This window comes from Nonomuraea sp. NPDC049649, assembly GCF_040675175.1.
GTDB lineage: Bacteria > Actinomycetota > Actinomycetes > Streptosporangiales > Streptosporangiaceae > Nonomuraea.
In genome coordinates this window covers 34,568-56,150 of sequence record NZ_JBFAOH010000019.1, presented here as the reverse complement: position 1 = coordinate 56,150, position 21,583 = coordinate 34,568, and the positions used below count along the sequence as shown (strand labels likewise).

At 72.9% G+C, this 21,583-nt stretch carries 14 protein-coding genes; 6 read left to right on the top strand and 8 right to left on the bottom strand.

All coding sequences use genetic code 11. The features are described from left to right. The first annotated feature begins 149 nt into the window (after positions 1–149). Complete coding sequence (locus AB0J42_RS23205; RefSeq protein ID WP_364297651.1) at positions 150–1,400, top strand: cellulose binding domain-containing protein; 1,251 nt, start codon at positions 150–152, stop codon at positions 1,398–1,400. On the opposite strand, the gene AB0J42_RS23200 is transcribed toward AB0J42_RS23205, so the two are convergent. Continuing rightward, positions 1,385–1,690 carry a DUF3817 domain-containing protein gene (locus AB0J42_RS23200; protein ID WP_364297649.1) on the bottom strand — a complete coding sequence of 102 codons (306 nt, stop codon included), beginning with the start codon at positions 1,688–1,690 and terminating at the stop codon, positions 1,385–1,387. The genes AB0J42_RS23205 and AB0J42_RS23200 overlap by 16 nt on opposite strands. A gap of 67 nt (positions 1,691–1,757) precedes the next feature. Between AB0J42_RS23200 and AB0J42_RS23195 the strand changes: the two genes are divergently transcribed. Beyond that, positions 1,758–2,003 carry a hypothetical protein gene (locus AB0J42_RS23195; protein WP_364297647.1) on the top strand — a complete coding sequence of 82 codons (246 nt, stop codon included), beginning with the start codon at positions 1,758–1,760 and terminating at the stop codon, positions 2,001–2,003. Position 2,004: 1 nt separating this feature from the next. Here AB0J42_RS23195 and AB0J42_RS23190 read toward each other — a convergent pair whose 3' ends face one another. Genes AB0J42_RS23190 through AB0J42_RS23175 form a run of 4 tightly spaced genes read right to left on the bottom strand, consistent with a single transcriptional unit; the run spans position 2,005 to position 5,941 of the window. After that, positions 2,005–2,325, bottom strand: coding sequence for a DUF4387 domain-containing protein (locus AB0J42_RS23190; RefSeq protein ID WP_364297645.1), 321 nt, complete (start codon positions 2,323–2,325; stop codon positions 2,005–2,007). Continuing rightward, a complete protein-coding gene (locus AB0J42_RS23185) occupies positions 2,318–3,700 on the bottom strand; it encodes an acyclic terpene utilization AtuA family protein (protein WP_364297643.1) in 1,383 nt (460 codons plus the stop codon). The genes AB0J42_RS23190 and AB0J42_RS23185 overlap by 8 nt, the downstream gene beginning before the upstream one ends. 1 nt (position 3,701) lies before the next feature. Then, on the bottom strand, positions 3,702–4,679 hold the full coding sequence (locus AB0J42_RS23180; protein ID WP_364297641.1) for a phosphoglycerate dehydrogenase: 978 nt from the start codon (positions 4,677–4,679) through the stop codon (positions 3,702–3,704). Next, positions 4,676–5,941: an MFS transporter gene (locus AB0J42_RS23175; protein WP_364297639.1), complete on the bottom strand. Its 1,266-nt coding sequence runs from the start codon at positions 5,939–5,941 to the stop codon at positions 4,676–4,678. Before AB0J42_RS23175 ends, AB0J42_RS23180 begins: the two co-directional genes overlap by 4 nt. A 103-nt stretch (positions 5,942–6,044) precedes the next feature. Between AB0J42_RS23175 and AB0J42_RS23170 the strand changes: the two genes are divergently transcribed. Genes AB0J42_RS23170 through AB0J42_RS23160 form a run of 3 tightly spaced genes read left to right on the top strand, consistent with a single transcriptional unit; the run spans position 6,045 to position 9,520 of the window. Beyond that, positions 6,045–6,752 (top strand): GntR family transcriptional regulator, encoded by a 708-nt coding sequence (locus AB0J42_RS23170; protein ID WP_364297637.1) that lies wholly within the window; start codon positions 6,045–6,047, stop codon positions 6,750–6,752. Further along, positions 6,749–7,834 carry a tartrate dehydrogenase gene (locus AB0J42_RS23165; RefSeq protein ID WP_364297635.1) on the top strand — a complete coding sequence of 362 codons (1,086 nt, stop codon included), beginning with the start codon at positions 6,749–6,751 and terminating at the stop codon, positions 7,832–7,834. The genes AB0J42_RS23170 and AB0J42_RS23165 overlap by 4 nt, the downstream gene beginning before the upstream one ends. 12 nt (positions 7,835–7,846) lie before the next feature. Further along, the gene (locus tag AB0J42_RS23160; RefSeq protein ID WP_364297633.1) at positions 7,847–9,520 is read left to right on the top strand and encodes an FAD-binding dehydrogenase; all 1,674 of its coding nucleotides are present in this window, start codon (positions 7,847–7,849) and stop codon (positions 9,518–9,520) included. Here AB0J42_RS23160 and AB0J42_RS23155 read toward each other — a convergent pair whose 3' ends face one another. From AB0J42_RS23155 to AB0J42_RS23145, 3 genes are all read right to left on the bottom strand, one after another. Next, positions 9,521–11,692: a hypothetical protein gene (locus AB0J42_RS23155; RefSeq protein WP_364297631.1), complete on the bottom strand. Its 2,172-nt coding sequence runs from the start codon at positions 11,690–11,692 to the stop codon at positions 9,521–9,523. It lies immediately after the preceding gene. Positions 11,693–12,070: 378 nt separating this feature from the next. After that, positions 12,071–12,898: a DUF6114 domain-containing protein gene (locus AB0J42_RS23150; RefSeq protein WP_364297629.1), complete on the bottom strand. Its 828-nt coding sequence runs from the start codon at positions 12,896–12,898 to the stop codon at positions 12,071–12,073. A gap of 1 nt (position 12,899) precedes the next feature. After that, positions 12,900–13,487: a DUF6230 family protein gene (locus AB0J42_RS23145; protein WP_364297627.1), complete on the bottom strand. Its 588-nt coding sequence runs from the start codon at positions 13,485–13,487 to the stop codon at positions 12,900–12,902. 230 nt (positions 13,488–13,717) lie between these two features. Between AB0J42_RS23145 and AB0J42_RS23140 the strand changes: the two genes are divergently transcribed. Further along, a complete protein-coding gene (locus AB0J42_RS23140) occupies positions 13,718–21,574 on the top strand; it encodes an SDR family NAD(P)-dependent oxidoreductase (protein WP_364297625.1) in 7,857 nt (2,618 codons plus the stop codon). Positions 21,575–21,583 lie beyond the last annotated feature (9 nt).

Below are 21,583 nucleotides of genomic sequence, written 5' to 3'. Positions count from 1 at the left end.
CACCGCGGCCATCAAGGCCGCCGGCGCCGCCGTCGTCAGCTACGACCCGCTCGCGGTGGGGCGCGAGGGCACGCCGCGCAGCAACAAGCAGGGCGCGTTCTACACCCTGTACGGCTCGTCCAGCGGCACCGGGCGCCTGGGCGTGGGGCGTGAGCCGGATCATCGACGTCATCGAGCAGTCGGGCGGCAGCGTGCTCAGCGCGGACGCGACCGGCGTCACCGGCTGCTCCCGCTACGGCAGGGGCGCCTTCGTGGCCGGGGCCTTCGACCAGCGCATCGCGCTGACCATGCCGGTCGAGTCGGGCAGCGGCGGCCTGACCGCCTTCCGCGCCATCCCCGGCGAGAGCGGCGCCCAGCCGCTGAGCAGCGCCTACAGTGAGCAGCCCTGGCTGGGCGACGCGTTCGGTTCCTTCACCGGCAACCCGGCCAGGCTGCCGGTCGACACCCACTCGACCGTGGCCATGATCGCCCCGCGCGGGCTGCTCATGATGGACAACCCGCACATCGACTGGCTGGCCGCCCGCTCGGCCAGCGTCGGCGCGCTGGGCGGCGCGGAGGTCTACAAGGCGCTCGGCGCCCAGGGCAACATCACCTACTGGTCGGACGTCCAGGACGGCAACCACTGCGCCAGCCGCTCCGAGTGGCGGGGCCCGATCCAGCAGAGCATCCAGAAGTTCCTGCGGAACTCCGGCAGCTACACCGGCTCGATGCGCATCTCCCCCGCCAAGCGCGGCGACCTCGCCGAGTGGCGCGACTGGCAGACCCCGGACCTCAGCGGCTCGAACCCCGGTGACACCACCCCGCCGACCGCCCCGACCGGCCTGACCGCCTCCGGCACCACCGCCACCGGCACGAGCCTGAGCTGGACGGCCTCCACGGACGACACGGGCGTCACCGGCTACGACATCCTGCGCGCCCCGGCCACCGGCGCCTTCACCCAGGCCGGCACCTCGGCCACGACCTCGTACAGCGACACCGGCCTGACCCCGGAGACCGCCTACCGCTACCAGGTCAGGGCGCGGGACGCCGCGGGCAACACCTCAGCGGTGTCGAACACCGTACAGATCACCACAGAGCCCGGCAGCCCGTCCGGCGGGACCTGCACCGCCGTCCAGACCGTGCAGACCCAGTGGGCCACCGGCTACGTCATCCAGCCGCTGACCATCACCAACACCGGCAGCGCGACGGTCAACGGCTGGACGGTCACCTTCACCCTCCCCGCCGGCCACGCGTTGACCGGCTCCTGGAACGGCGTGGTCACCACCGGCGGGCAGACCGTGACCATCAGGAACGTCGCCCACAACGGCACCCTCGCCCCCGGCGCGAGCACCGGCGTCGGCTTCCAGGCGACCCGCCCCGATGGCGACTCCGCCCTGCCCTCCGGCTACACCTGCGCCTGAAGCGGCCCGGCCGGCGTGCGCGCCGCCATCCGCCGTTCGAACCAGATCGAGGTGAACGGCGGGACCGCGCACGCCAGGCCCAGCAGCACCGCGCCGCGGCTCCAGCCCGCCTCCCGGGCCGAGAGCACCACCCCGAGCCCGTACAGCACGAACAGCGCCCCGTGAATCGGCCCGAAGATCTTCACCCCGAGGTCACCGGACGCGGTCACGTACTTGAAGAACATCCCGACCAGCAGCCCCGCCCACGAGCACGCCTCGGCCACCGCCACGATCCGGAACCAGCGCAGCATGTCCATCCTTTCGTCGAGCGCTTACTCTACAGCCCGTAGAGCAAGGCCCGGGCGTAGGATCGGCCGCATGACCCGGCACACGTGGTGGACCTGGCCGCTCCTCGCCTACGGGACGATCGCCCTGCTGGTCGCCGACGTGGTCGTCCTCTGGCTGGTCCTCACGCGCACCTGCACCCTCCCGTACGAGGGCGGCAACCTCACGCGGTGCGTCGCCGGCCTGTCGGAGGAGCAGGTCCTCGCCACGTCGGTCCCCGCAGCCCTGGCTCTGCTGGCCGCCCAGATCTGGCTTTTCAGGCGGGTACGGCGCAGGTAGGTCACGGGGGCACGAGCGAGGCCAGGGGGACGTGGTGCTGGCCCGCGTGGATGTCGCGGTCGCGCAGGCTGCCCTGGGCGACCGGGCGGGGAAACGAGATCTTCACGACGTTGAGCGCGGGGATGCGGAAGATCTGGATGCCGGCCGGGTCCACGTCGTAGAGGCGGGCGATGACGTCCTCGTTGATGAAGGTCTCGTCGGCGACCGCGGCGTAGCCGTCGGCGTCGCGCATGAAGAGCTCCATCGTCACCCAGAACGGGCCGGCGTTCTTGGCGCGGACCTCCAGGGCCAGCTCGCCCAGCGTGGGCTTGCGGTCAGTCACGGGAATCACCCTCGCCGATCTCGATGCGGAACATGTCACAGGGGTCGTCGACGTCCACGACGTGGTTGAGCGCGAACTCGTAGACGGGACCGCGCTCGGTCTCCGCCGGGGAGGTGGGGAAGGCCAGGCTGGGCAGGTAGTCCATGTCGGGCGTCGGCAGGTGGAGCATCAGCGGGTTCGCGATCTTGGCGATGGCGGTGGCGGTGGCCTGCTCCGGGGCGTGGACCAGCAGCATCACGCCGACCTCGCGGGGCGGGCCGGTCGCGGGGTCGAGGTCCTGGAGTACGGCGTTGTAGCCGTACGGGCGGATGTCCAGGGCGTAGTCGTCGGGGCCGAGACCGAGCGTCTGCCGCACCCGCCCCTCCAGGATCTCCCGGAGCAGCGCGACCCACTCCTCGATCCGGGCGAGGATGCGCGGCTCCCGGATCGCGGTGAAGGACATGGTCTCGTAACCGGTGACGCGGGCGCCTTCGAGCTTGATCGTGTGCTGGGCGGCGGGCTCGAAGCGGGATCCCTCGACGCGGACCCGGCGGTCGTCCAGCGCGGTGTAGGTCGCGTCGCCGACCACGAGCGTGCCCGCGGGCTCCCGCATCCGGAACGGGTCGACGGTCTCGTACAGCATGTGGGCCGCCACCGACGTCGGCGTGCACGCGGCGGACGGGTCCAGCGGCTCGACGACGAAGCCGCGCTGGTCGATCGTGGCCAACACTCCGCCCACGCGCGGGTTCGTGGTGCACTGCCCGCCGCACTCCACGATCTTGGAGGCGTGCCAGGTGGGGCCCGCGGGCATGCCCTTCATCAGCGGGTACGCGGCGGCGACGGCGGTGTCGGTGGCCCGGCCCGCGAGCACCACGTCGGCCCCGGCCTCCAGCGCCGCGACGATGGGCTCGTGGCCCATCATGCCGACGATGTGGCTGCAGCTGTCCAGCGTGCCGGCGTCGAGGTCGCCCAGCGGCGGCAGCGGGTGGATCCGGCCCTCCTTCAGCCGCTCCTTCAGCGCGCCGGCACGCTGCTCGCTGTAGACGCGGGCGACCCGCAGGTCCAGGCCCTCCTCCCGGAGGATGTCGGCGACGATGCCGGCCACCCAGTCGACGCCGGAGTCGGTGCCGCCGGTGCCGCACGAGCCGACGATCAGCGGGATGCCCGCGCGGGACGCGGCCCGCAGCAGGATCCGCAGGTCGCGGGCGACGGCCGCGGCGGTCGTCTTGGCCGTGCCCGTGCCCAGGTAGTAGGGGCCCGAGTCGGTCGAGCCGCCGTCGAGCGCGATCACGTCGGCGCCGAGCTCGATGCCCCGGTCGACCGTCTCGGGCGGGAACCCCGCGCCGAGCATCCCGGCCGGGGTCAGCACCCGGACCGCCTCCGTCGAGGGCGTCATGTCATCTCCGATCGTTGTCAGGGAGCAGGTGTGCGTTGAGCGAGCAGCGGGGCCGTCCCTGGAGCGCGGCCAGCAGCTCGCGGGCGCCGTCGAGACCGGCCTCGCGGCGGGCCTCGGCGGTCTGGCCCGCCAGGTGGGAGTAGACCGTGATGCCGGGGACGTCCCGCAGCGGGCTGTCCGCCGGGAGCGGCTCGGTGCCGGTGACGTCGAGCGCGGCCCCGGCGAGCCTGCCCTCGCGGACCGCCGCCGCCAGGGCGGCCTCGTCCACGATGGCCCCGCGGGCGGTGTTGATCAAATGCGCCGCCGGCTTCATCCGGGCGAGCGCGGCGGCGTCGATCAGGTGCCGGGTGGCCGGGGTGAGCGCCGTGTGCAGGGAGAGGAAGTCCGACTCGGCCAGCAGTTCCGGTAGGTCCACGAACCGTACGGGGACGTCGCCGCGCCCGCTCTCCGGGACGCCGGTCGTGCAGAGCACCGTCAGCCCGAACGCGCGGGCGAGCGGCACCACGGCGCGGGCCGTCGCGCCGTACCCGAGGAGGCCGAGCGTCTTGCCGCGCAGCTCGTGGCCGTCCTCGCGCGGCCAGCCGCCCGCCCGTACCTCGGCGGCGACCGTCACCAGGCGGCGGGCCTGGGCCAGCAGCAGGGCCATGGTGTACTCGGCCACGGCGTTGGCGTTGACGCCTGGCAGGTTGCTCACCGACACGCCCGCCTTGGTCGCGGCTTCCACGTCCACCGAGTCGTACCCGACTCCGGTACGGACGACCGCGCGCAGTTCGGGGGCCCGCGCGAACACCTCGGCTGTCATCGGCTCGTTCGCGATCAGGGCGCCCACGCAGCCGTCCAGGATGGCGACGAGTTCGCCGGGCTCGCGGGTGCCGCGCAGCGGGCGGTGCCGGGTGGCGTAGCCCGCCTCGCGGAGGAGGCGGTCCACCTCGTCGCCCGGCGCCAGGTAGTCGGTGGTGATGAGGAGTGTCGGTGTCATGGGGTGGCCTCGATTCGGCGGCGGAGGCGGTCGATCCGGAGGACCAGCAGGATCGAGGTGACGGTCAGGACGGCGATGTGGAGCAGCATCAGGTGCCAGCCCGTGAGGTCGACGGCCAGGCCGACGAGGGCCGGTCCGGCGATGCCGCCGCCGGCCCAGCCGACCGTGTAGAGGCCGGTGTAGGTGCCGAGGACGCGGCTGGACGGGGCCAGGTTCCACAGCACGACGACCGCGTTGATCACGAAGGCGGCGGCGCCGGCCGCGGCCAGGCAGAGGGCCACGACGGTGGCCGCCGGGGTCTGGACGGCGGCCCCGAGGAGGGCGCCCAGGGCGAAGACCAGCATCCCGGTGGCCATCACCCGCAGCCGCCCGAACCGCTCGGCCAGCAGCGCGGCGGGGTAGGCGGCCAGCAGGAAGGCGATGCCGCTCGGCAGCGTCAGCCCGCCCGTCTTCCCCGGTGACAGGCCGAGCACCTGCACCCCGTACGGAGTCATCAGCGAGCGCGAGGCGAACCACGCGCCCGCGAAGAGGAACACCGCGACGATCAGCAGGAGCCGTCTGCGGTCCGCGCTCGACACCAGGTCCCCGACGACGGTCCTCATCTTGACCTTGGCCTCGCCGGTGGCCGCCCGGTCCTCGGCCAGCGCGGCCTGGTAGGCGGGCGAGCGGCTGTCGCGCACCCGCCAGACGAGCACCCCGGCCGCCACCAGCATGAGGGCGGCCGGGACGGCGAAGGCCAGCTTCGGGTGGTCGTCGACCATGAGCAGGCTGACCAGCGCGGCCACGATCGTGGTCAGCGCGGATGCGATCTTCACGGCGGCGTTGGCGCGGCTCCGGCGTTCCGGCGGGATGAAGTCCGGCATGAGGGATTCGCTGATGGGCTTGAAGCTGTTCATCACCAGCGCGTACAGGAAGATCACCAGGATCAGCCAGCCGAGCGACGTGGCGTGCGGGATGAGCAGGAACAGCAGGGCGCCCAGCGGCATCATGACCGCCAGGTACGGGATCCGGCGCCCCCAGGCGGTGCGGGTGTTGTCGGAGCGGTTGCCCATGTAGGGCTGGATGAAGACGCCCAGCAGGTTGTCCATGCCCATGAGCAGGCCGATGACGGCGGCGCTGGCGACGTGGTCCCGGAGCAGTTCGGGGACCCGGTTGTCGTAGAAGTTCCAGGTCGACTCCTGGGCGAAGACCGCTAGTGCCACGTAGAAGGTGATCCGCGCGGTGCCGGCTGGAGGGCTGGCGGCTCGTGTCGCGCTGGCCATGGCTGTCCTCCTTGGGGGGTGAGGCAGGAGTCACAGTATTTGCCATAGCAAAAATGTCAAGAGATGGCATTTGTGTTTGCCATAGCAATGTTATGGTGGCGGCATGATGGTCAAGTCCACGACGGAGACCCGGGCCGATCTCGCGTACCAGGCTCTGCGGGAGGCGATCGGCTCCGGCGCGCTCCGCCCCGGTCAGAAGGTGACCGAGCGCGGCCTCGCCGAGCAGCTGTCGGTCAGCCCCACCCCGGTGCGCGAGGCGCTGCGCAGGCTCGAACAGGACGGGCTCATCGAGCGCACCGGCCCCCGGACGGTCGTGGTGGCCGACATCGCCGAGAAGGCCGTCGACGACCTCGCCGAGGTCGAGGTCGGGCTCCGCGGCCTGGTGGCCCGGTTCGCAGCCCGGCACGCCACCCCCGAGCAGCTGGACGCCCTCGACGCGATCCTGGACGAGGCCGACGACCTGCTGCTGCTCATCTACACCCGCCGCCGCAACGGCGAGGACGCCGACCGGCACATCGCCGCGCTGCTCGACCGGATGGAGGAGTTCAACCAGCTGGTGAACGCCTGCGCGGCCAACCCGGTGCTCATCCGGCTCCTCGAACAGACCCAGGTCTTCTCCCGCCCCCAGCGCCGCGCCCTGCGCCTGGAGAAGATCGCCTCGGACGACAGCTTCGGCCTCGACCGCTACGCCGGCCACCGCGCCCTGGTGCGCGCCCTGCGCGAAGGCAACTCCGCGACCGCGGAACGGCTGGTCATCGAGGACGCCCAGGGTGGCCTCGCGGCGCTCCGCAACCGGGAGGACAACTCATGAACGCTCACTCGTACCGGATCGCCGTCATCCCCGGCGACGGCATCGGCACCGAAGTCGTCCCCGAAGGGCTCAGGGCGCTGCGGGCGACCGCCGACGTGTTCGGCCTCGACCTGCGCTTCGACCACTTCGACTTCGCCAGCGCCGCCTACTGGCAGCGGCACGGCGAGATGCTGCCGCCCGACTGGAAGGACGTCCTCGGCTCCTACGACGCCATCTACTTCGGCGCGGTGGGCTGGCCGGAGGTCGTCCCCGACCACGTGTCACTCTGGGGGAGCCTGCTGCGGTTCCGGCGCGACTTCGACCAGTACGTCAACCTGCGGCCCTGCAAGCTGATGCCGGGCGTGCGCAGCCCGCTCGCCGGCCGCGAGCCCGGCGAGGTCGACTTCGTCGTGGTACGGGAGAACACCGAGGGCGAGTACTCCAGCATCGGCGGCCGGATCTTCGAGGGCACCGAGCGCGAGACCGTGGTGCAGGAGACCGTGATGACCCGGGTGGGCGTCGACCGGGTGCTGCGCTACGCCTTCGAGCTCGCCGCGCGCCGCCCGGCCCGGCACCTCACCTCGGCGACGAAGAGCAACGGCATCGCGATCTCGATGCCGTACTGGGACGAACGGGTCGAGGAGATGGCCAAGCGCTTCCCCGAGGTCTCCTACGACAAGAGCCACATCGACGCGCTGGCCGCGCACTTCGTCCTCCATCCGGACCGGTTCGACGTGGTGGTGGCCAGCAACCTCTTCGGCGACATCCTCTCCGACCTCGGCCCCGCCTGCACGGGCACGATCGGCATCGCCCCCAGCGCGAACATCAGCCCCGACCGCGCCCACCCGAGCCTCTTCGAGCCCGTCCACGGCTCCGCGCCCGACATCGCCGGGCGCGGCATCGCCAACCCGATCGGGCAGATCTGGTGCGGCTCGATGATGCTCGACCACCTCGGGCACCCCGACGCCGGCGCCCACCTGCTGCGCGCCGTCGAGGACGTGCTCGCCGCGGGCCCCGACGAGGCCCCGCTCACCCCCGACCTGCACGGCCGGGGCACCACCGCCGAACTGGGGCAGGCGATCGCCGCCAGGGTCAAGGACTAAGGAGACACCGCTGTGGACGCGGACGTGATCATCGTGGGCGCGGGCCTGTCAGGGCTGGTCGCCGCCGCGGAGCTGACCAGCCGGGGCCGGAAGGTGGCGCTGGTCGACCAGGAGGGCCCCGCCGACCTGGGCGGGCAGGCGTACTGGTCGTTCGGCGGGCTGTTCCTGGTGAACTCGCCGGAGCAGCGCCGCCTGCGCGTCAAGGACTCCTTCGAGCTGGCCTGGAGCGACTGGCAGGCCAGCGCCCGGTTCGACCGGCTGGACGACGAGGACCTGTGGGCGGCGCGCTGGGCCCGCGCCTACGTCGAGTTCGCCGCGGGTGAGAAGCGCTCGTGGATCGACGCCCGGGGCATCAAGCTGACGCCGCTCGTGGGCTGGGCGGAGCGCGGCGGCCTGCGCGCCGACGGTCACGGCAACTCGGTGCCCCGCTTCCACGTGGCCTGGGGCACCGGCACGGGCGTGGTGGCCCCGTTCGTGCGCAGCGCCCGGCAGGCGGCCGACGCGGGCCTGCTGCGCTTCCACCACCGTCACCGGGTGGACGAGCTCGTCGTCCAGAACGGTGCCGTGACAGGTGTACGAGGGAGCGTCCTCGTGGACGACCCCACGCCGCGGGGGGTGGCCTCCAGCCGCGAGGTGACGGGCGCCTTCGAGCTGACGGCGCAGGCGGTCATCGTCGCCTCCGGCGGCATCGGCGGCGACCACGACCTGGTGCGCCGCTACTGGCCCGAACGGCTGGGCTCCCCGCCGCAGCACATGATCACGGGCGTGCCCGCGTACGTGGACGGCCGGATGCTGGCCATCACCGCCGACGCGGGGGCCCGCATGGTCAACCGGGACCGCATGTGGCACTACACCGAAGGCGTCCGGAACTGGGACCCCATCTGGCCCGGCCACGGCATCCGCATCCTGCCCGGGCCGTCGTCGATGTGGTTCGACGCGCTGGGCCGCCGGCTGCCGGACTCGTGCCTGCCCGGCTACGACACCCTCGCCACGCTCGCGTACCTGCGCACCACCCCCGACCTCGCCGGGTACGACCACTCGTGGTTCGTGCTCAACCAGCGGATCATCGAGAAGGAGTTCGCGCTGTCGGGCTCCGAGCAGAACCCCGACCTCACCAGCGGCGACCGCAAGGCGGTGGTCCGCGAACGACTCTTCGGCAAGGGGGCGCCCGCCCCCGTGGAGGCCTTCAAGCAGCACGGCGCGGACTTCGTCGTCGCCGCCACCCTGGAGGAGCTCGTCGCGAAGATGAACGGCCTGACCGACAAGCCCCTGCTCGACGCGGCCGGGCTGCGCCGCCAGATCGAGGCCCGCGACCTCCAGGTGAGCAACCCGTACAGCAAGGACGCGCAGATCCAGGGCATCCACAACTCCCGCCGCTTCCTCGGCGACCGGCTCAGCCGCACCGTCGCGCCGCACCGCATCCTCGACCCGCAGGCCGGCCCGCTGATCGGGGTCAAGCTCCACATCCTGACCCGCAAGACCCTCGGCGGCATCCAGACCGACCTCGACTCCCGCGCACTCGGCGCCGGCGGCGAGCCCGTCCCCGGCCTGTACGCGGTCGGCGAGGCGGCCGGCTTCGGCGGCGGCGGAGTCCACGGCTACAACGCCCTGGAAGGCACCTTCCTCGGCGGCTGCCTCTTCTCCGGCCGCCAGGCGGGCCGCGCCGCCGCCCAGGCGGTCAGCTGATCAGTCCATCGCGGCCAAGGTGTCCCGCAACCGGCGCAGATTCCGCATCCGCGCCTCGTACGTGGCCCCGACCACGACCAGCAGCACCCCGCCCACCGCGATCGGCACCCAGCGGGGCACCACCAGCAGCAGCTCCGACACGTACGGAGCGAGCTCCCGCACCACGACCCCGGCCAGCACGCCACCCCCGAGCACCGTAGGAGCCCGCAACCGGAACCTGGCCCCCGCGACCAGCACCGCCAGCGCCAGCACCCCGAGCGCCAGCGACCGCAGCCACTCCGTGTCCGCGTAGACCGCCACCAGGCTCGGCAGCATCGTGAAGCCGAGCCCCGGCCCGTAGGCCGCCCACGACGAGACCCGCGCCTCGCGCCGCCGCCACCACCCGCTGCCCAGCAGCACCAGCGAGGCCGGGACCGTGTACGCCTCGACGACGGTCACCTCATCAGCGCCCAGCCGCAACCAGGAGGCCATCAGCAGCAGGAAGGCCCCTACGTACCGGAGACTCGTCTCGCCCGACCACAACGACCTGAGCAGCACCAGCACCCCGGCCACGGCGAACCCCACGCTCATCGCGACCAGCACCCGCAACCCCAGCGAGAACCCGGCCGCCACCGCCTCCAGCCCCAGGAACAGCGCCGCGAACCCCAGCCCCCAGGCCCGCACCTCCTTCACCCGCGCCGCCAGCCCCACGGCCCCCGCCGCGACGGCCAGGACCGGCAGCACGATCAACGTCGCCGGCTCACTCCCGAACGCGTAGACGGCCGCCCGCAACCCGACCACCCCGGCGACCAGCGCACACGCCACGACCCACCACCGCACCCGGCCCGCCGTGGTCGCCGCCGCCAGCCCGACGGCCAGCACTGCCTGCACCGCCACCGCGGCCGGATACGGCATTCCGAAAGCCTGCGGCGCGACCGCCACCATGAGCGCCCCCAGCACCAGCGCCCCAACGACAGCCGCCTTCCCCGGCCACTCCCCACCGGAGCCGATCCCCTGCGCCCCGCCAGCGTCCCGCCCGACTGACCTATCGGTGCCGCGCACCGCCACCACGAGCAGGGTCACGGCCAGCGCGCCCAGCACCACGACATCCGCCGGTGAGGCCATCTCGAACGGCGGCAGATCCCGCCCGCGCCAGGTGCCCGCCCAGAGCAGGTCCAGCCAGGCGAGCGGCCCTATCAGGGTGGCCACGAGCCGGGGCAGCACCGCCAGCACGACCAGCAGCGCCACCAGCCCACCGGTGACCACGCCCGCCTGCCGTACCCGCTTCCAGGGCAGCCACGCAGCGGCGAGCACCACCCCGAGCGCCGGCCCCAAGAAAGCCAGCGACCACCACCTGACATCCAGCACCGGCCGCACCGGCGCGGCCACCGTGACGATCAGCGTCAGCGCGGTCCCAGCCGCCACCACAGCCGCCCACGCTTCCCTGGCGGCCATCCCCTGCACGGCTCCCGGCCTGGTCAGCAGCCACGTCACAGACCCGCCCAGCAGCGCCAGAGCGGCCAGCGGCGCCGACCTGACCAGCGCCTCACCCAGCGACGACGCTTGCAGGGCATAGAGCGAGCCCCCCAGCAGGGCGAAGGCGGAAACCACGGACCCGGCCACGGCAGCCGTCACCCGCACCGCACCCCGGCCGTAACGGACCAGGACGGCATCCAGCGCGGCCGTGGCCACCAGCGTGGCCACCACCCACACCCCCGAGTCGCCGAGCAGCAACGGCAGAACCGGCTGCACCAGCACCACGGCGACCGGAGCCGGCCCTCGAAGCCCGGTGACCCGCGCATAGGCCACCAGCACGAGCGCGGTCAGCCCGAGCACCCCGGCGGCGTAGTGCAACCCGTCAACGGCATCGACCCCAAGCAACCCCACCTGCCTGGCCGCATAACCGTCGAGCAACAGCAACACGACCGCGAACCCGGCCAGAGTCTCCGCCGTCGCGGTCAGCCCCCGCCGGATCAGCACCACCGGCGCCAGCAGAACCAGCCCGGTGAACGCGCCCAGCACGACCGCACGCCCGCCGATCCCCAGCAACCCCCAGCTCACCACGGTGAACACCACCGCCGCCACGGTCAGCAGCAGACCACCGAGGCTGAGCAGCACGTTCCTCGCCGTGACCGCCGAGACCTCGCGCCCCTCGCCCCCGTATCCCCCGCCGGCCGCCCCCGGTCGCGGCACGCCCCCGTACGCCTTCCCCGCTTCAGGCGGGCTCGCAGAATCGGCAGCCCCTACGCCCGCCTCTGCCTGAGGCGAATCCCCTGCTCCGGATGCCGCCTGCCTGCTCTCGGACACCTGGGCGCGCAGGATCCCGATCAGCTCCGCACGGCGGACCTGCAGCCGCGCCTGCTGATCCTTCAGCCCCGCGAGGGTCTGATCCACCTGCCAGAGCTCGTACGCGGCAGGTCCGTGCAGCGGCAGCCCGCACCGCGGGCACCCAGCCACCGGCCCGGGCAGCACCGCCCCACAGTCCGGACATGTCATGCTTCCAGGCACCGAGTACCCCACTCCAGGTCGAAATGCTCCCGCATTCCACCCTGGCCCCCTTGCAAACCGCTGTCACCAGGAGCCCGCTTGTCCGGCCCTCTGGGTGAGCCCTTCGATCCGGGCATGGGCGGCACGAACGTAGAGCCCGTCGGCCTCCACACCCGTGACCGTCATGACCGGCAACGGCAGCGGAGGCAGCGGCATCCCGGGAGTGAACGTCACACCGACCCCGCCGACCCGAGCCCGCATCCGGCTCACGTACATGACGACATCCCCCGACAGCCGCAGCCGCGAGAACCGCTGCTGAACGACCGCACCCCCACGATGCAGCCCGTCGTCGATCTCGACAGCGGACATCGACAGCTTGAGCCGAGGCCCCGTTGCGCCCCCGTACACCACCCCTTCGACCCGGCCACCCCACAAGGTGAGCCGCGCGGCCTCGATCCCGGAATCCGGAGCGCCCGGATGCGCGGGCAGCGTGACCGTGAACACCACCGGAACCACCGCGATGGCGCGCCACGCCCCCTTCCGCGGTAGTGAGTCGGCGGGTGGTTCTTGGCGGGACACGGGAGCCCAGGCACACAGGAGCGCACCACCCGTAAGCCCCGCGAGCATCCCGACCCCGAAGCCACCCAGATTCGAAGTGACGAAGGACCCGAGCGACAGCACGATGGCGGCGACCCCGAGAAACACCCGCTGCCCCGCCTGCCACCAGCTCAGCAGCCCGGCCGCGACCAGCAGCAGCCCCACCACATAGCCGGAGATCCCTGCCACCCCCTGCCGAGCGAGGAACGGCAGAGGCGCGAGCGGGGCGAGCAGGATCACGACCCCACCGGCCACCACCCAGACCCCACCCCAGAAGGGCCGGCTACGCCGCCATCGGCGGAAACATCCCGACATTTCAGAAGCACTCGTGATCGCCGGGCAGGAAGCTGAGCCGCAGCCCGTTGAGCCGGAACGTACCGGCGTTGACGGCGTACGCGGTCTGCCGCAGCCCGCTGATGCGGACGGTGGCCGCCTGCTGCCCGATGCCGCCCCGCCGCCCCGCCAGCCCGGCGGGAAGGTCGAGAGTGGCGGCGTCCCGCCCGATCTCGATGTCGCCGAACGTCACGTCACCGGAGAGCTGGTGCAGGTCGATGACGAGGTTGGCCGCCTCCACAGGCCGCTCCCCCTCCCCCGCCCTGACCAGGAACGTCACCTGCCCGAGCGGAGTACGCACGAGCGCCGACTGGCACAGCCCGGTGATCCGCGCCCGCCCGATCACCGACACCAGGACCGGACGCCGCCCCACAGAAGTCGAGGCCACGTCCCCGTACTGCGCGAACCCCTCACCCACCAGCCGATCCGCCGAGATCTTGAACCGCTCACCGGACAGCGCGAACGACGCCGCCACGCCCCCCTGCCCGGTCACCCCGACGAGGACCACGGCCGCCGCCAGCGCGGGAACGAGCACCGCGACGAAGCGCCACCACCGCGTACGGCCTGACACGGGCGCCTCACCTCCGCTCGGGAACCCGGCTCAGTATAGGGACTCTTCGCACACGCTTGACCACTTACCGTCACTGCGCTTTACGTTTCCAAAGCCCACCACGCCATCCCTCAACAGGAGGCATCCCGCTTACCGGCAGGAAACACGAACAGTCGCTATTCGACCACGTTCCGCTGTGATGCCATGGGTGTCGCAGACGACCAGGAAGGTGGCTTATGAACGAGCGGGCGGTGGCGATCGTAGGCGTGGGGTGCCGGCTCCCCGGCGGCATCCACGATCTCGACGGGCTCTGGCAAGCTCTGCTGCGCGGCGACGACCTGGTCGGTACGGTGCCGCCCGACCGGTTCGAGACCGAGCGGTACGTCGACGAGTCCACCCCGCGCCCTGACCGCAGCTACACCCGGGCGGGCGGCTTCCTCGACGACATCGCCGGCTTCGACGCCGCCTACTTCGGCATCTCGCCCAAGGAGGCGGCCTCCATGGACCCGCAGCAGCGGCTCCTCCTGGAGATGGCGGCCGAGGCGCTCGACGACGCGGGCATCGACCCGGCCCGCCTGGCGGGGACCCGGACGGGGGTGTTCGTCGGCGTCTCCGATCTCTCGTACGGGGTACTGCAGGCGCTGGAGCCCGGCGCGATGGGCCCGTACTCGATGTCCGGGATGGCGCTGTCGATCGCGGCCAACCGGCTCTCGCACGCCTTCGACCTGCGCGGGCCGAGCATGAGCATCGACACCGCGTGCTCGTCGGCGCTGCAGGCGGTGGAACGGGCCTGCCGCGCGCTGGCCGACGGCTCCGCCCGGACGGCGCTGGCCGGAGGGGTGAACGTGCTGCTGAGCCCGACCGGGTTCATCGGGTTCAGCCAGGCGTCGATGCTGTCGCCGACCGGGCGGTGCCGGGCGTTCTCGGCCGACGCCGACGGGTTCGTCCGGTCCGAGGGCGGCGGCCTGGTCGTGCTCAAACGGCTGGCGGACGCGCTGGCCGACGGCGACCGGATCCACGGCGTCATCCTCGCCGCCGCCGCCAACAACGACGGCCGCACCATGGGCCTGGCGCTGCCCAGTTCGGACGCCCAGGAGGCGCTGCTCCGCCAGGCGTACCGGGAGGCCGGGGTCGATCCGGACGAGATCGCGTACGTGGAAGCCCACGGCACCGGCACCCAGGCAGGCGACCCGGCCGAATGCGAGGCCCTGGGCCGCGCCCTCGGCACGGCCCGCTCGGCCGGCCCCCTGCCGATCGGCTCCGTCAAGACGAACCTGGGCCACCTGGAGCCCGCCTCCGGCATGCCCGGCCTGTTCAAAGCCCTGCTGGTGCTCCGGCACCGCACCATCCCGCCGTCCCTGCACGCCTCCACGCTCAACCCCGCCATCGACTTCGACGGCCTCGGCCTGACCGTCGTCACCCGCCCCCGGCCCCTCCTCTCGACGGGCGCGCGGACGGTGGTGGGGGTCAACTCCTTCGGCTTCGGCGGCGCCAACGTCCACGTAGCGATCGCCGCACAACCTTCGGCACCGTCCCACCCTGGGATGCCCGCCGTCGTCTCCGCCCGCCCTGAGAACTCCACACCACAGCCCGTCGTCTCCGCCCACCCTGAGAGCCCCACACCACTGCCCGTCGTAGTCTCCGCCCGCTCCCCGGGCGCCCTCCAGGAAGCCGTCGCGCGCGCCGCCGCCCACCTGGCGTCGGTGGACGAATCCGACTTCTACGACGTGGCCTACACCGCCACCCGGCGACGCGCCGCCCACCGGCACCGCGCCGTAGTCCTCGCCACCTCCGCCACCCAAGCCGCCCAGAGCCTCTCAACTCTGTACGGGGACACGCCCCGCGATTCCTCACCCGTGAGCGGGGACACGCCCCCAGACGCCTCGCCCAAGGCCGGAGTCGGGGAGGCGGCTCGGAGCTCCACACCGAAGACCACGGTTGAGGCCACCCCCTCAAGTCCCACGCCCAAGGCTGTGGTTGGGCAGGCGGCTCGGAGCTCCACACCGAAGACCGCGATTGGAGACACCCCCTCAAATCCCTCAGCCAAGGCTGTGATCGGGGAGGCCGTGGAGAGGGGGCGGGTGGCGCTGGTGTTCTGCGGGAACGGGTCGCAGTGGGCCGGGATGGGCGCCGACCTGCTGGGTGAGCCCGCCTTCCGGAAAGCCGTGGAGGCGGTGGACGGCGAGCTGGTGAACCGGCTGGGCTGGTCGGTGCTGGAGGAGCTGACGCTGCCGCCGGACCGGTGGCGGCTGTCGGCGACCGAGAGGGCACAGCCGCTGCTCTTCGCCGTCCAGGCCGGGCTCGCCGCGATGCTGGAGGCGGCCGGGGTGCGGGCGGGCGCGGTGCTGGGTCACAGCGTCGGCGAGGTGGCCGCCGCGTACGTCTCCGGGGCGCTGTCGCCGGAGCAGGCCGCGCAGGTGATCGCCGAGCGCAGCCTGGCGCAGGCGGCGACGCGGGGGCAGGGCCGGATGGCGGCGGTCGGGCTTCCGGAGGCGGAGGCCCGGCAGTTCCTGGCCGGCTACCCGGGGGTGGAGGTGGCCGCGGTGAACTCCGACCGGGACATCACGGTCGCGGGACCGGCTGCGGCGCTCAAGCGGATGGGTGAGGACCTGACTGCCCGCCAGGTGTTCTTCCGCGAGCTGGACGTGGACTACCCCTTCCACAGCGCCGCCATGGACACACTGCGCGAACCGCTCGGCAAGACGCTGGCCGGGCTGCTGCCGTCACGGTCACGGATCCCGATGGTGTCGACGGTGACCGGCGAAACCCTGACGGGCGAAGAACTCGACGCGACGTACTGGTGGCAGAACGTGCGACGCCCCGTCCGGTTCGCGGCGGCGGTGGAGCGGGTCCTCGCCGACGGGTTCGACGTCCTCGTGGAGGTAGGCCCGCACCCGGTGCTCCGCCCGTACCTCCGCCGCATCTCCGCCGCCGCCCGCCTCCGCACCGCCGTCATACCAACCCTGCGCCGCCCCGACCGGAGCCCGACCACCGCCAGCCCAGCACCTTCGGAGACAGCCAACTCGGCACCGCTGGGGACAGCAGAGGCCACTGGTGATCCGGCACCGTCGGCGACGGCGGGGGCCACCCAGCCGGGGACGAGGCCGGTCACTCTTGGTTCGATCCCGGCGGAGACAGCCACGACCGATTCGGCGTTGGGGGCCGCCAAGAGGTCGATCACCATTGGTTCGGCACCGTCAGAGACGGCCACCGATACGGCGTTGGGGGCCGCCAAGTCGCGGTCGGGGAGTTCTGGGGCTGTGGCCGTCGGGGCGGCGGTCGCGGGGGTGGTTGCGGCTGGGGGTGAGGTGGACTGGGAACGGCACTTTCCCCGACGAGGGGTCGTGAAGGAGCTGCCCGCGTATCCGTGGCAACGGCAGCGGCACTGGGTGGGCGGTCCGCTCAGTTGGTCGCAGTCGATCGGCGATCCCGCGTTCACGCATCCGCTGCTGGGTCAGCGGCTGCCGACGCTGGACCCCTCCTGGTTCGGGGAGATCGACCAGGTGAGGGTGCCGTGGGTGGTCGATCATCGGGCGGGCGGGGCCGTGGTGATGCCCGCGACCGGGTACGTGGAGATGGCGCTGGCGGCGGGGCGGCAGGCGATCCCCGAGGCCGGTGAGGCGGTCGAGGTCGATCGGGCGAGCATCACGCGGGCGCTGGTGGTGCCGGGGCCGGGTGCGGAGCCGGTGTACGTGCAGACGTCGCTGTCCGCCGAGACGGGCGTGGTCGCGGTGGCGGGCACGACGCGGCGCGGACAGCATCCGCGTGAGCACTTCCGGGCGCGGGTCCGTCCGCTGCTGCGTGCCGCGCCCGCGCCGGTGGACCTGGCGGAGCTGCGGGCCCGTATAGCCGAGCCGGTGGACGTGCCGGGCTATTACGCGCGAGCCGCGGAAGGGCGGATGGTGTGGGGGCCCGCGTTCCGGGTGCTGACCGGGTTGTGGCGCGCTCCGGGCGAGGTGCTTGGCTCGTACGCGTGCCCGGGGCAGCGGGACGAGCGTTACCAGGCGCATCCCGTGCTGTTCGACAGCGCTCTGCAGGCAGGCGTGCTGTGGCTGGTGGACCGGATGCTGGACGGCACCGCGTACCTGCCGTCCGCCATCGGGGCCGTCCGGGTGTGGGGGCGGCCGGATCCGGAGGGGTTCCTGCATGTACGGGAACGTTCCAGCGGTTACGAGGAGGTGTGCTGGGACATCACCGTCATCGGGGCCGACGGCCGGGTGGCGGCGGAGATGGAAGGGGTCCGGCTCAGCCGGGCGCACATCCAGAACACCACGCGAGCCGAGCGCTACCACGTCGAGCTGCGGGCGGCGCCCCGGCCGGGCGATCCGGCTCACTCCTGGCCCGGTGCCGACTCGGCGACCATCCTCGCCGGTGCCTCGGACCGGCTTTCGGAGGTGCGCTCCGCCTGGCGCGAACTCAGCTACCCGTCGTACAAGGCCCGGCTGGAAGCGACCTTCGCCCGTACGCTCGCCGCCGCCCTCAGAACCTTGGTCTGCAACCCCTCGGACGGCGAGAAGGGGGAGCAGCCTGAGCTGACCGTGGAGGAGCTGGTCGGGGTCTGCCGGGAGGAGCATCTTCAGGCGGTGGTGCGGGCGGCGCTGCCCCTGATGGAGCGGGAGGGCGTGCTGGAGCGCCGGGGCGGGCAGAGGGTGCGGCTGGTGGTGCCGGTCGGGGACAAGGCGGGGCTGCGGGAGCTGGCTGAGGAGGGGGCGGCGTTTCCGGCTCAGACGGCGCTGGCCGTGCGGGTCGGGCAGCGGATGCGGGAGCTGCTGGGCGGGGAGGTCGCGGCGGCCGAGGTGGCCGGGGCGGGCGGGGCCGGGGATCTGCTGGAGCAGTACCACGAGGTGGGGCCGGCGAGTGTGTGCGCGAATCGGCTGCTGCGGGCGCTGGTGGAGGAGGTCGTCGGGGGGTGGCCGGGCGATCGGCCGTTGCGGGTTCTGGAGGTGGGGGCGGGGACGGGCGGTACGACGGTGACGTTGCTGCCGGTGCTGCCTGGCGATCGGGTCCGTTACACGGTCACCGAGGTGGCCGAGCCGGTGCTGGGGCGGCTGCGGCAGCGGTTGTCCGGGGTGGATGCGGTCGAGTTCGGGCTGCTGGATCTGGATGGCGATCCGGTGGGGCAGGGGTTTCCGGAGGGCGGGTTCGACCTGGTGGTGGTGGCCGGCTGTCTGCATCTGGCGGGTGATGTGGACGGGGCGCTGCGTGGGCTGGGGCGGCTGCTGGCGCCGGGCGGGAAGCTGTTCGTGGCGGGGCCGCATCGGGTGGAGCCGTTCCTGGGGCTGTTGCCGGAGTTCCGGCCTCCGCCTACAGCGGGACGGTGGCGGGAGCTGCTGGCCGGGGCCGGGTACGGCGAGGTCGTCCAGGTGGGGCCGGAGGAGGATCCGGAGGCCGGGGACTTCTCCGTGCTCCTGGCCACGCGCAGCGGAAACGCGGTGGAGCGGTCTCTGGACGGCACCGCTGAGGGCACCTGGGTCGTGGTCGCCGAGGACGAGGGCGATGCGGTCGCCGTCGAGGTCGCGTCGCTGCTGCGGGAGCGGGGTGGCCGGGCGGTCCTGGCTCCTCTTTCCGGTGATCCCGCCGCCTGGGCGTCCCGGGCCGCCGCGTCGGACGCGGTGACCTTCGCGCTCCTCCTGGGCGGCAGCGAATCCGAGGACGTGGTCGAGCGGATCACCCGGCGGGCCGCCGCGCTCCGCGCGATCGCGCTGGCCTGCGAGGAACTGCCGCAAGACCTGCCGGTACGGCTGTGGCTGGTGACCCGCCCCTGCGGCGCCCTGCCGGAGCCGCACCCCGGCGCAAGCCACCCGGAGGATGCCGCCACCTGGGGGACGGTGCGGTCGCTGGGGAATGAGCAGCCCACGCTGGATGCCCGCCGGGTGTGCCTGCACCGAAGCGGCGACGCGCGCCGAGATGCCGGAAAGCTGACGGCGGAGCTGCTGGACCCCGGTGACGACGACGAGATCGTGCTCACCCGGCAGGGGCGGTTCACGCCGCGGCTGGTGCGGACGCCGCCGCCGACCGCCCCGGCGTCCGCATACCGGCTCGGGGTGCACGAGCCGGGCCTGTCGTACGAGCTCTTCTGGGAACAGGCCGAGACCCCGCGGCCAGGCCCGGGGCAGGTGCTCATCGAGGTCCGGGCGATCGGGCTGAACTATCGGGACGTGATGTGCGCGCTCGGCATGCTCCCGTCGGAGGCGGTCGAGGCGGTGTTCGGCGGTCACGAGCTGGGCCTGGAGTGCGCCGGGACCGTCGTTGCGGTCGGGCCCGGCGTCAGTCGGGTGCGGCCGGGCGATCGGGTGATGGCGGCGGGCCCGGTGGGGTTCGGCAGCCATGCGGTGATCGAGGAGTGGTCGGCCGTCCCCGTCCCCGACGGTCTCGGTTTCGCGGCGGCGGCCACGTTGCCGATGCCGTTCGTGACCGCGTACCACTCGCTGCATCACTGCGCGCGGCTGCGGCGCGGTGAGACGGTGCTGGTGCACGGCGGCGCGGGCGGGGTGGGCCTGGCCGCGCTGGCATACGCGCGGCACGTGGGGGCGCACGTGATCGCGACGGCGGGCAGCGAGGCCAAGCGGGACCTGCTGAAGGCGATGGGCGCGGCGCACGTGCTGGATTCGCGCAGTCTGCACTTCGGCGAGCAGGTCAAGGAGCTGACCGGCGGGCGGGGTGTGGACGTGGTGCTCAACTCCCTGGCCGGGGAGGCGATCAGCCGGGGCCTGGAGTGTCTGCGGCACGGCGGCAGGTTCGTGGAGCTGGGCAAGCGCGACATCTACGAGAACCGGCATGTGGCGTTGCGGTCGTTCGCCGACAACATCGCCTTCTTCGGGGTGGACGTGGGCACCCTGATGTGGAAGGACCCGGAGCTGGCGGCGGAGCAGGCGGCGGCGTTCCGGCAGGTGCTGGATCCGCGTCCGCTGCCGCACACGGTGTTCCCGGCCGAGCGGGTGGCCGACGCGTTCGCGCTGATGGGGCGTTCCCGGCATATCGGTAAGGTCGTCGTCTCGCTGGACGGGCCTGTCGAGGCGCGGTTCCGCCCGGCCCGGCGTCGTCCGGCTGCCGGCACGTACCTGATCACAGGGGGGCTGAGCGGGTTCGGCGCGGTCACGGCGCGGCACCTGGCGCGGCGCGGGGTGCGGCGGCTGGCGCTCGTCAGCCGGCGCGGCGCGGACACGCCGGGGGCGCCCGAGCTGCTGGAGGAGCTGCGCGGGCTGGGGGCTGAGGTCGCCGTCTTCCGGGCCGACGTGGCCGATCGGGAGGCGATGCGGGGCGTCCTGCGCGGGCTGGATGACCTGCGGGGGGTGGTGCACGCCGCCATGCGTCTCGACGACGCGCCGCTGGCCGACCTCTCCGACGAGCGCATCCGGGCGGTGCTGCGTCCCAAGGTCGCGGGCGCGCTGGTGCTGGACGAGCTGACCGCGGATCTGCCGCTGGAGGAGTTCGTGCTGTACTCGTCGCTGACGACGATCGGCAACATCGGGCAGACGCCGTACGTGTCGGCGAACCTGTTCCTGGAGGCCCTGGCGCGACGGCGGCGAGCCGAGGGCAGGCCCGCGCTCGCGGTCTGCCTGGGCGCGCTCGCCGGCACCGGGGTCCTGGCCCAGGGCACCCAGGCCGAGGCGCTGACCTGGCTCGGCGTCGCGTCGATGGACCCGGCGCTGGCACTCGCCGCCGTGGACGACATGCTGGCCGACGGCGCCGACGTGGCGATGGTGGGCCAGTGCGACTGGGGCAGGCTGCGGCAGTCCCTTCCGGGGCTGCGCCGACCGTGGCTGTCGGCGGTGCTGCCGCCCGGCGCCGCACAGGTGTCCGACCCGGGCGACCTGCTGTCGCGGCTGGCCACGATGACCGCCGACGAGGCGCACGAGCACGTCGCCGAGCGGCTGATCGAACTGCTCTCCGGAGTCCTGCTCGTGCCGGCCGCGGACATCGACCCGGACCGGCGGCTGGACGAGTACGGCCTGGACTCGCTCATGGGCACGCAGCTGCTGGTGTCCATCCGGAACGCGCTGCACGTGGACATCCCGCCGATGGAGCTGATCCGCGGCGCGGGAACCGTCACCGACATCACCCGTACGGTGCTGCTCCGGATCGGGCTGCACCCCACGGCTAACTGAGAGGCCCGA

Excerpts from the sequence above, each read along its gene's own strand:
- AB0J42_RS23200 (WP_364297649.1), bottom strand. The coding sequence starts at position 1,690 with ATGCTGCGCTGGTTCCGGATCGTGGCGGTGGCCGAGGCGTGCTCGTGG.
- AB0J42_RS23195 (WP_364297647.1), top strand. The coding sequence starts at position 1,758 with ATGACCCGGCACACGTGGTGGACCTGGCCGCTCCTCGCCTACGGGACG.
- AB0J42_RS23180 (WP_364297641.1), bottom strand. The coding sequence starts at position 4,679 with ATGACACCGACACTCCTCATCACCACCGACTACCTGGCGCCGGGCGAC.
- AB0J42_RS23150 (WP_364297629.1), bottom strand. The coding sequence starts at position 12,898 with ATGTCGGGATGTTTCCGCCGATGGCGGCGTAGCCGGCCCTTCTGGGGT.
- AB0J42_RS23175 (WP_364297639.1), bottom strand. The coding sequence starts at position 5,941 with ATGGCCAGCGCGACACGAGCCGCCAGCCCTCCAGCCGGCACCGCGCGG.
- AB0J42_RS23185 (WP_364297643.1), bottom strand. The coding sequence starts at position 3,700 with ATGACGCCCTCGACGGAGGCGGTCCGGGTGCTGACCCCGGCCGGGATG.
- AB0J42_RS23165 (WP_364297635.1), top strand. The coding sequence starts at position 6,749 with ATGAACGCTCACTCGTACCGGATCGCCGTCATCCCCGGCGACGGCATC.
- AB0J42_RS23170 (WP_364297637.1), top strand. The coding sequence starts at position 6,045 with ATGATGGTCAAGTCCACGACGGAGACCCGGGCCGATCTCGCGTACCAG.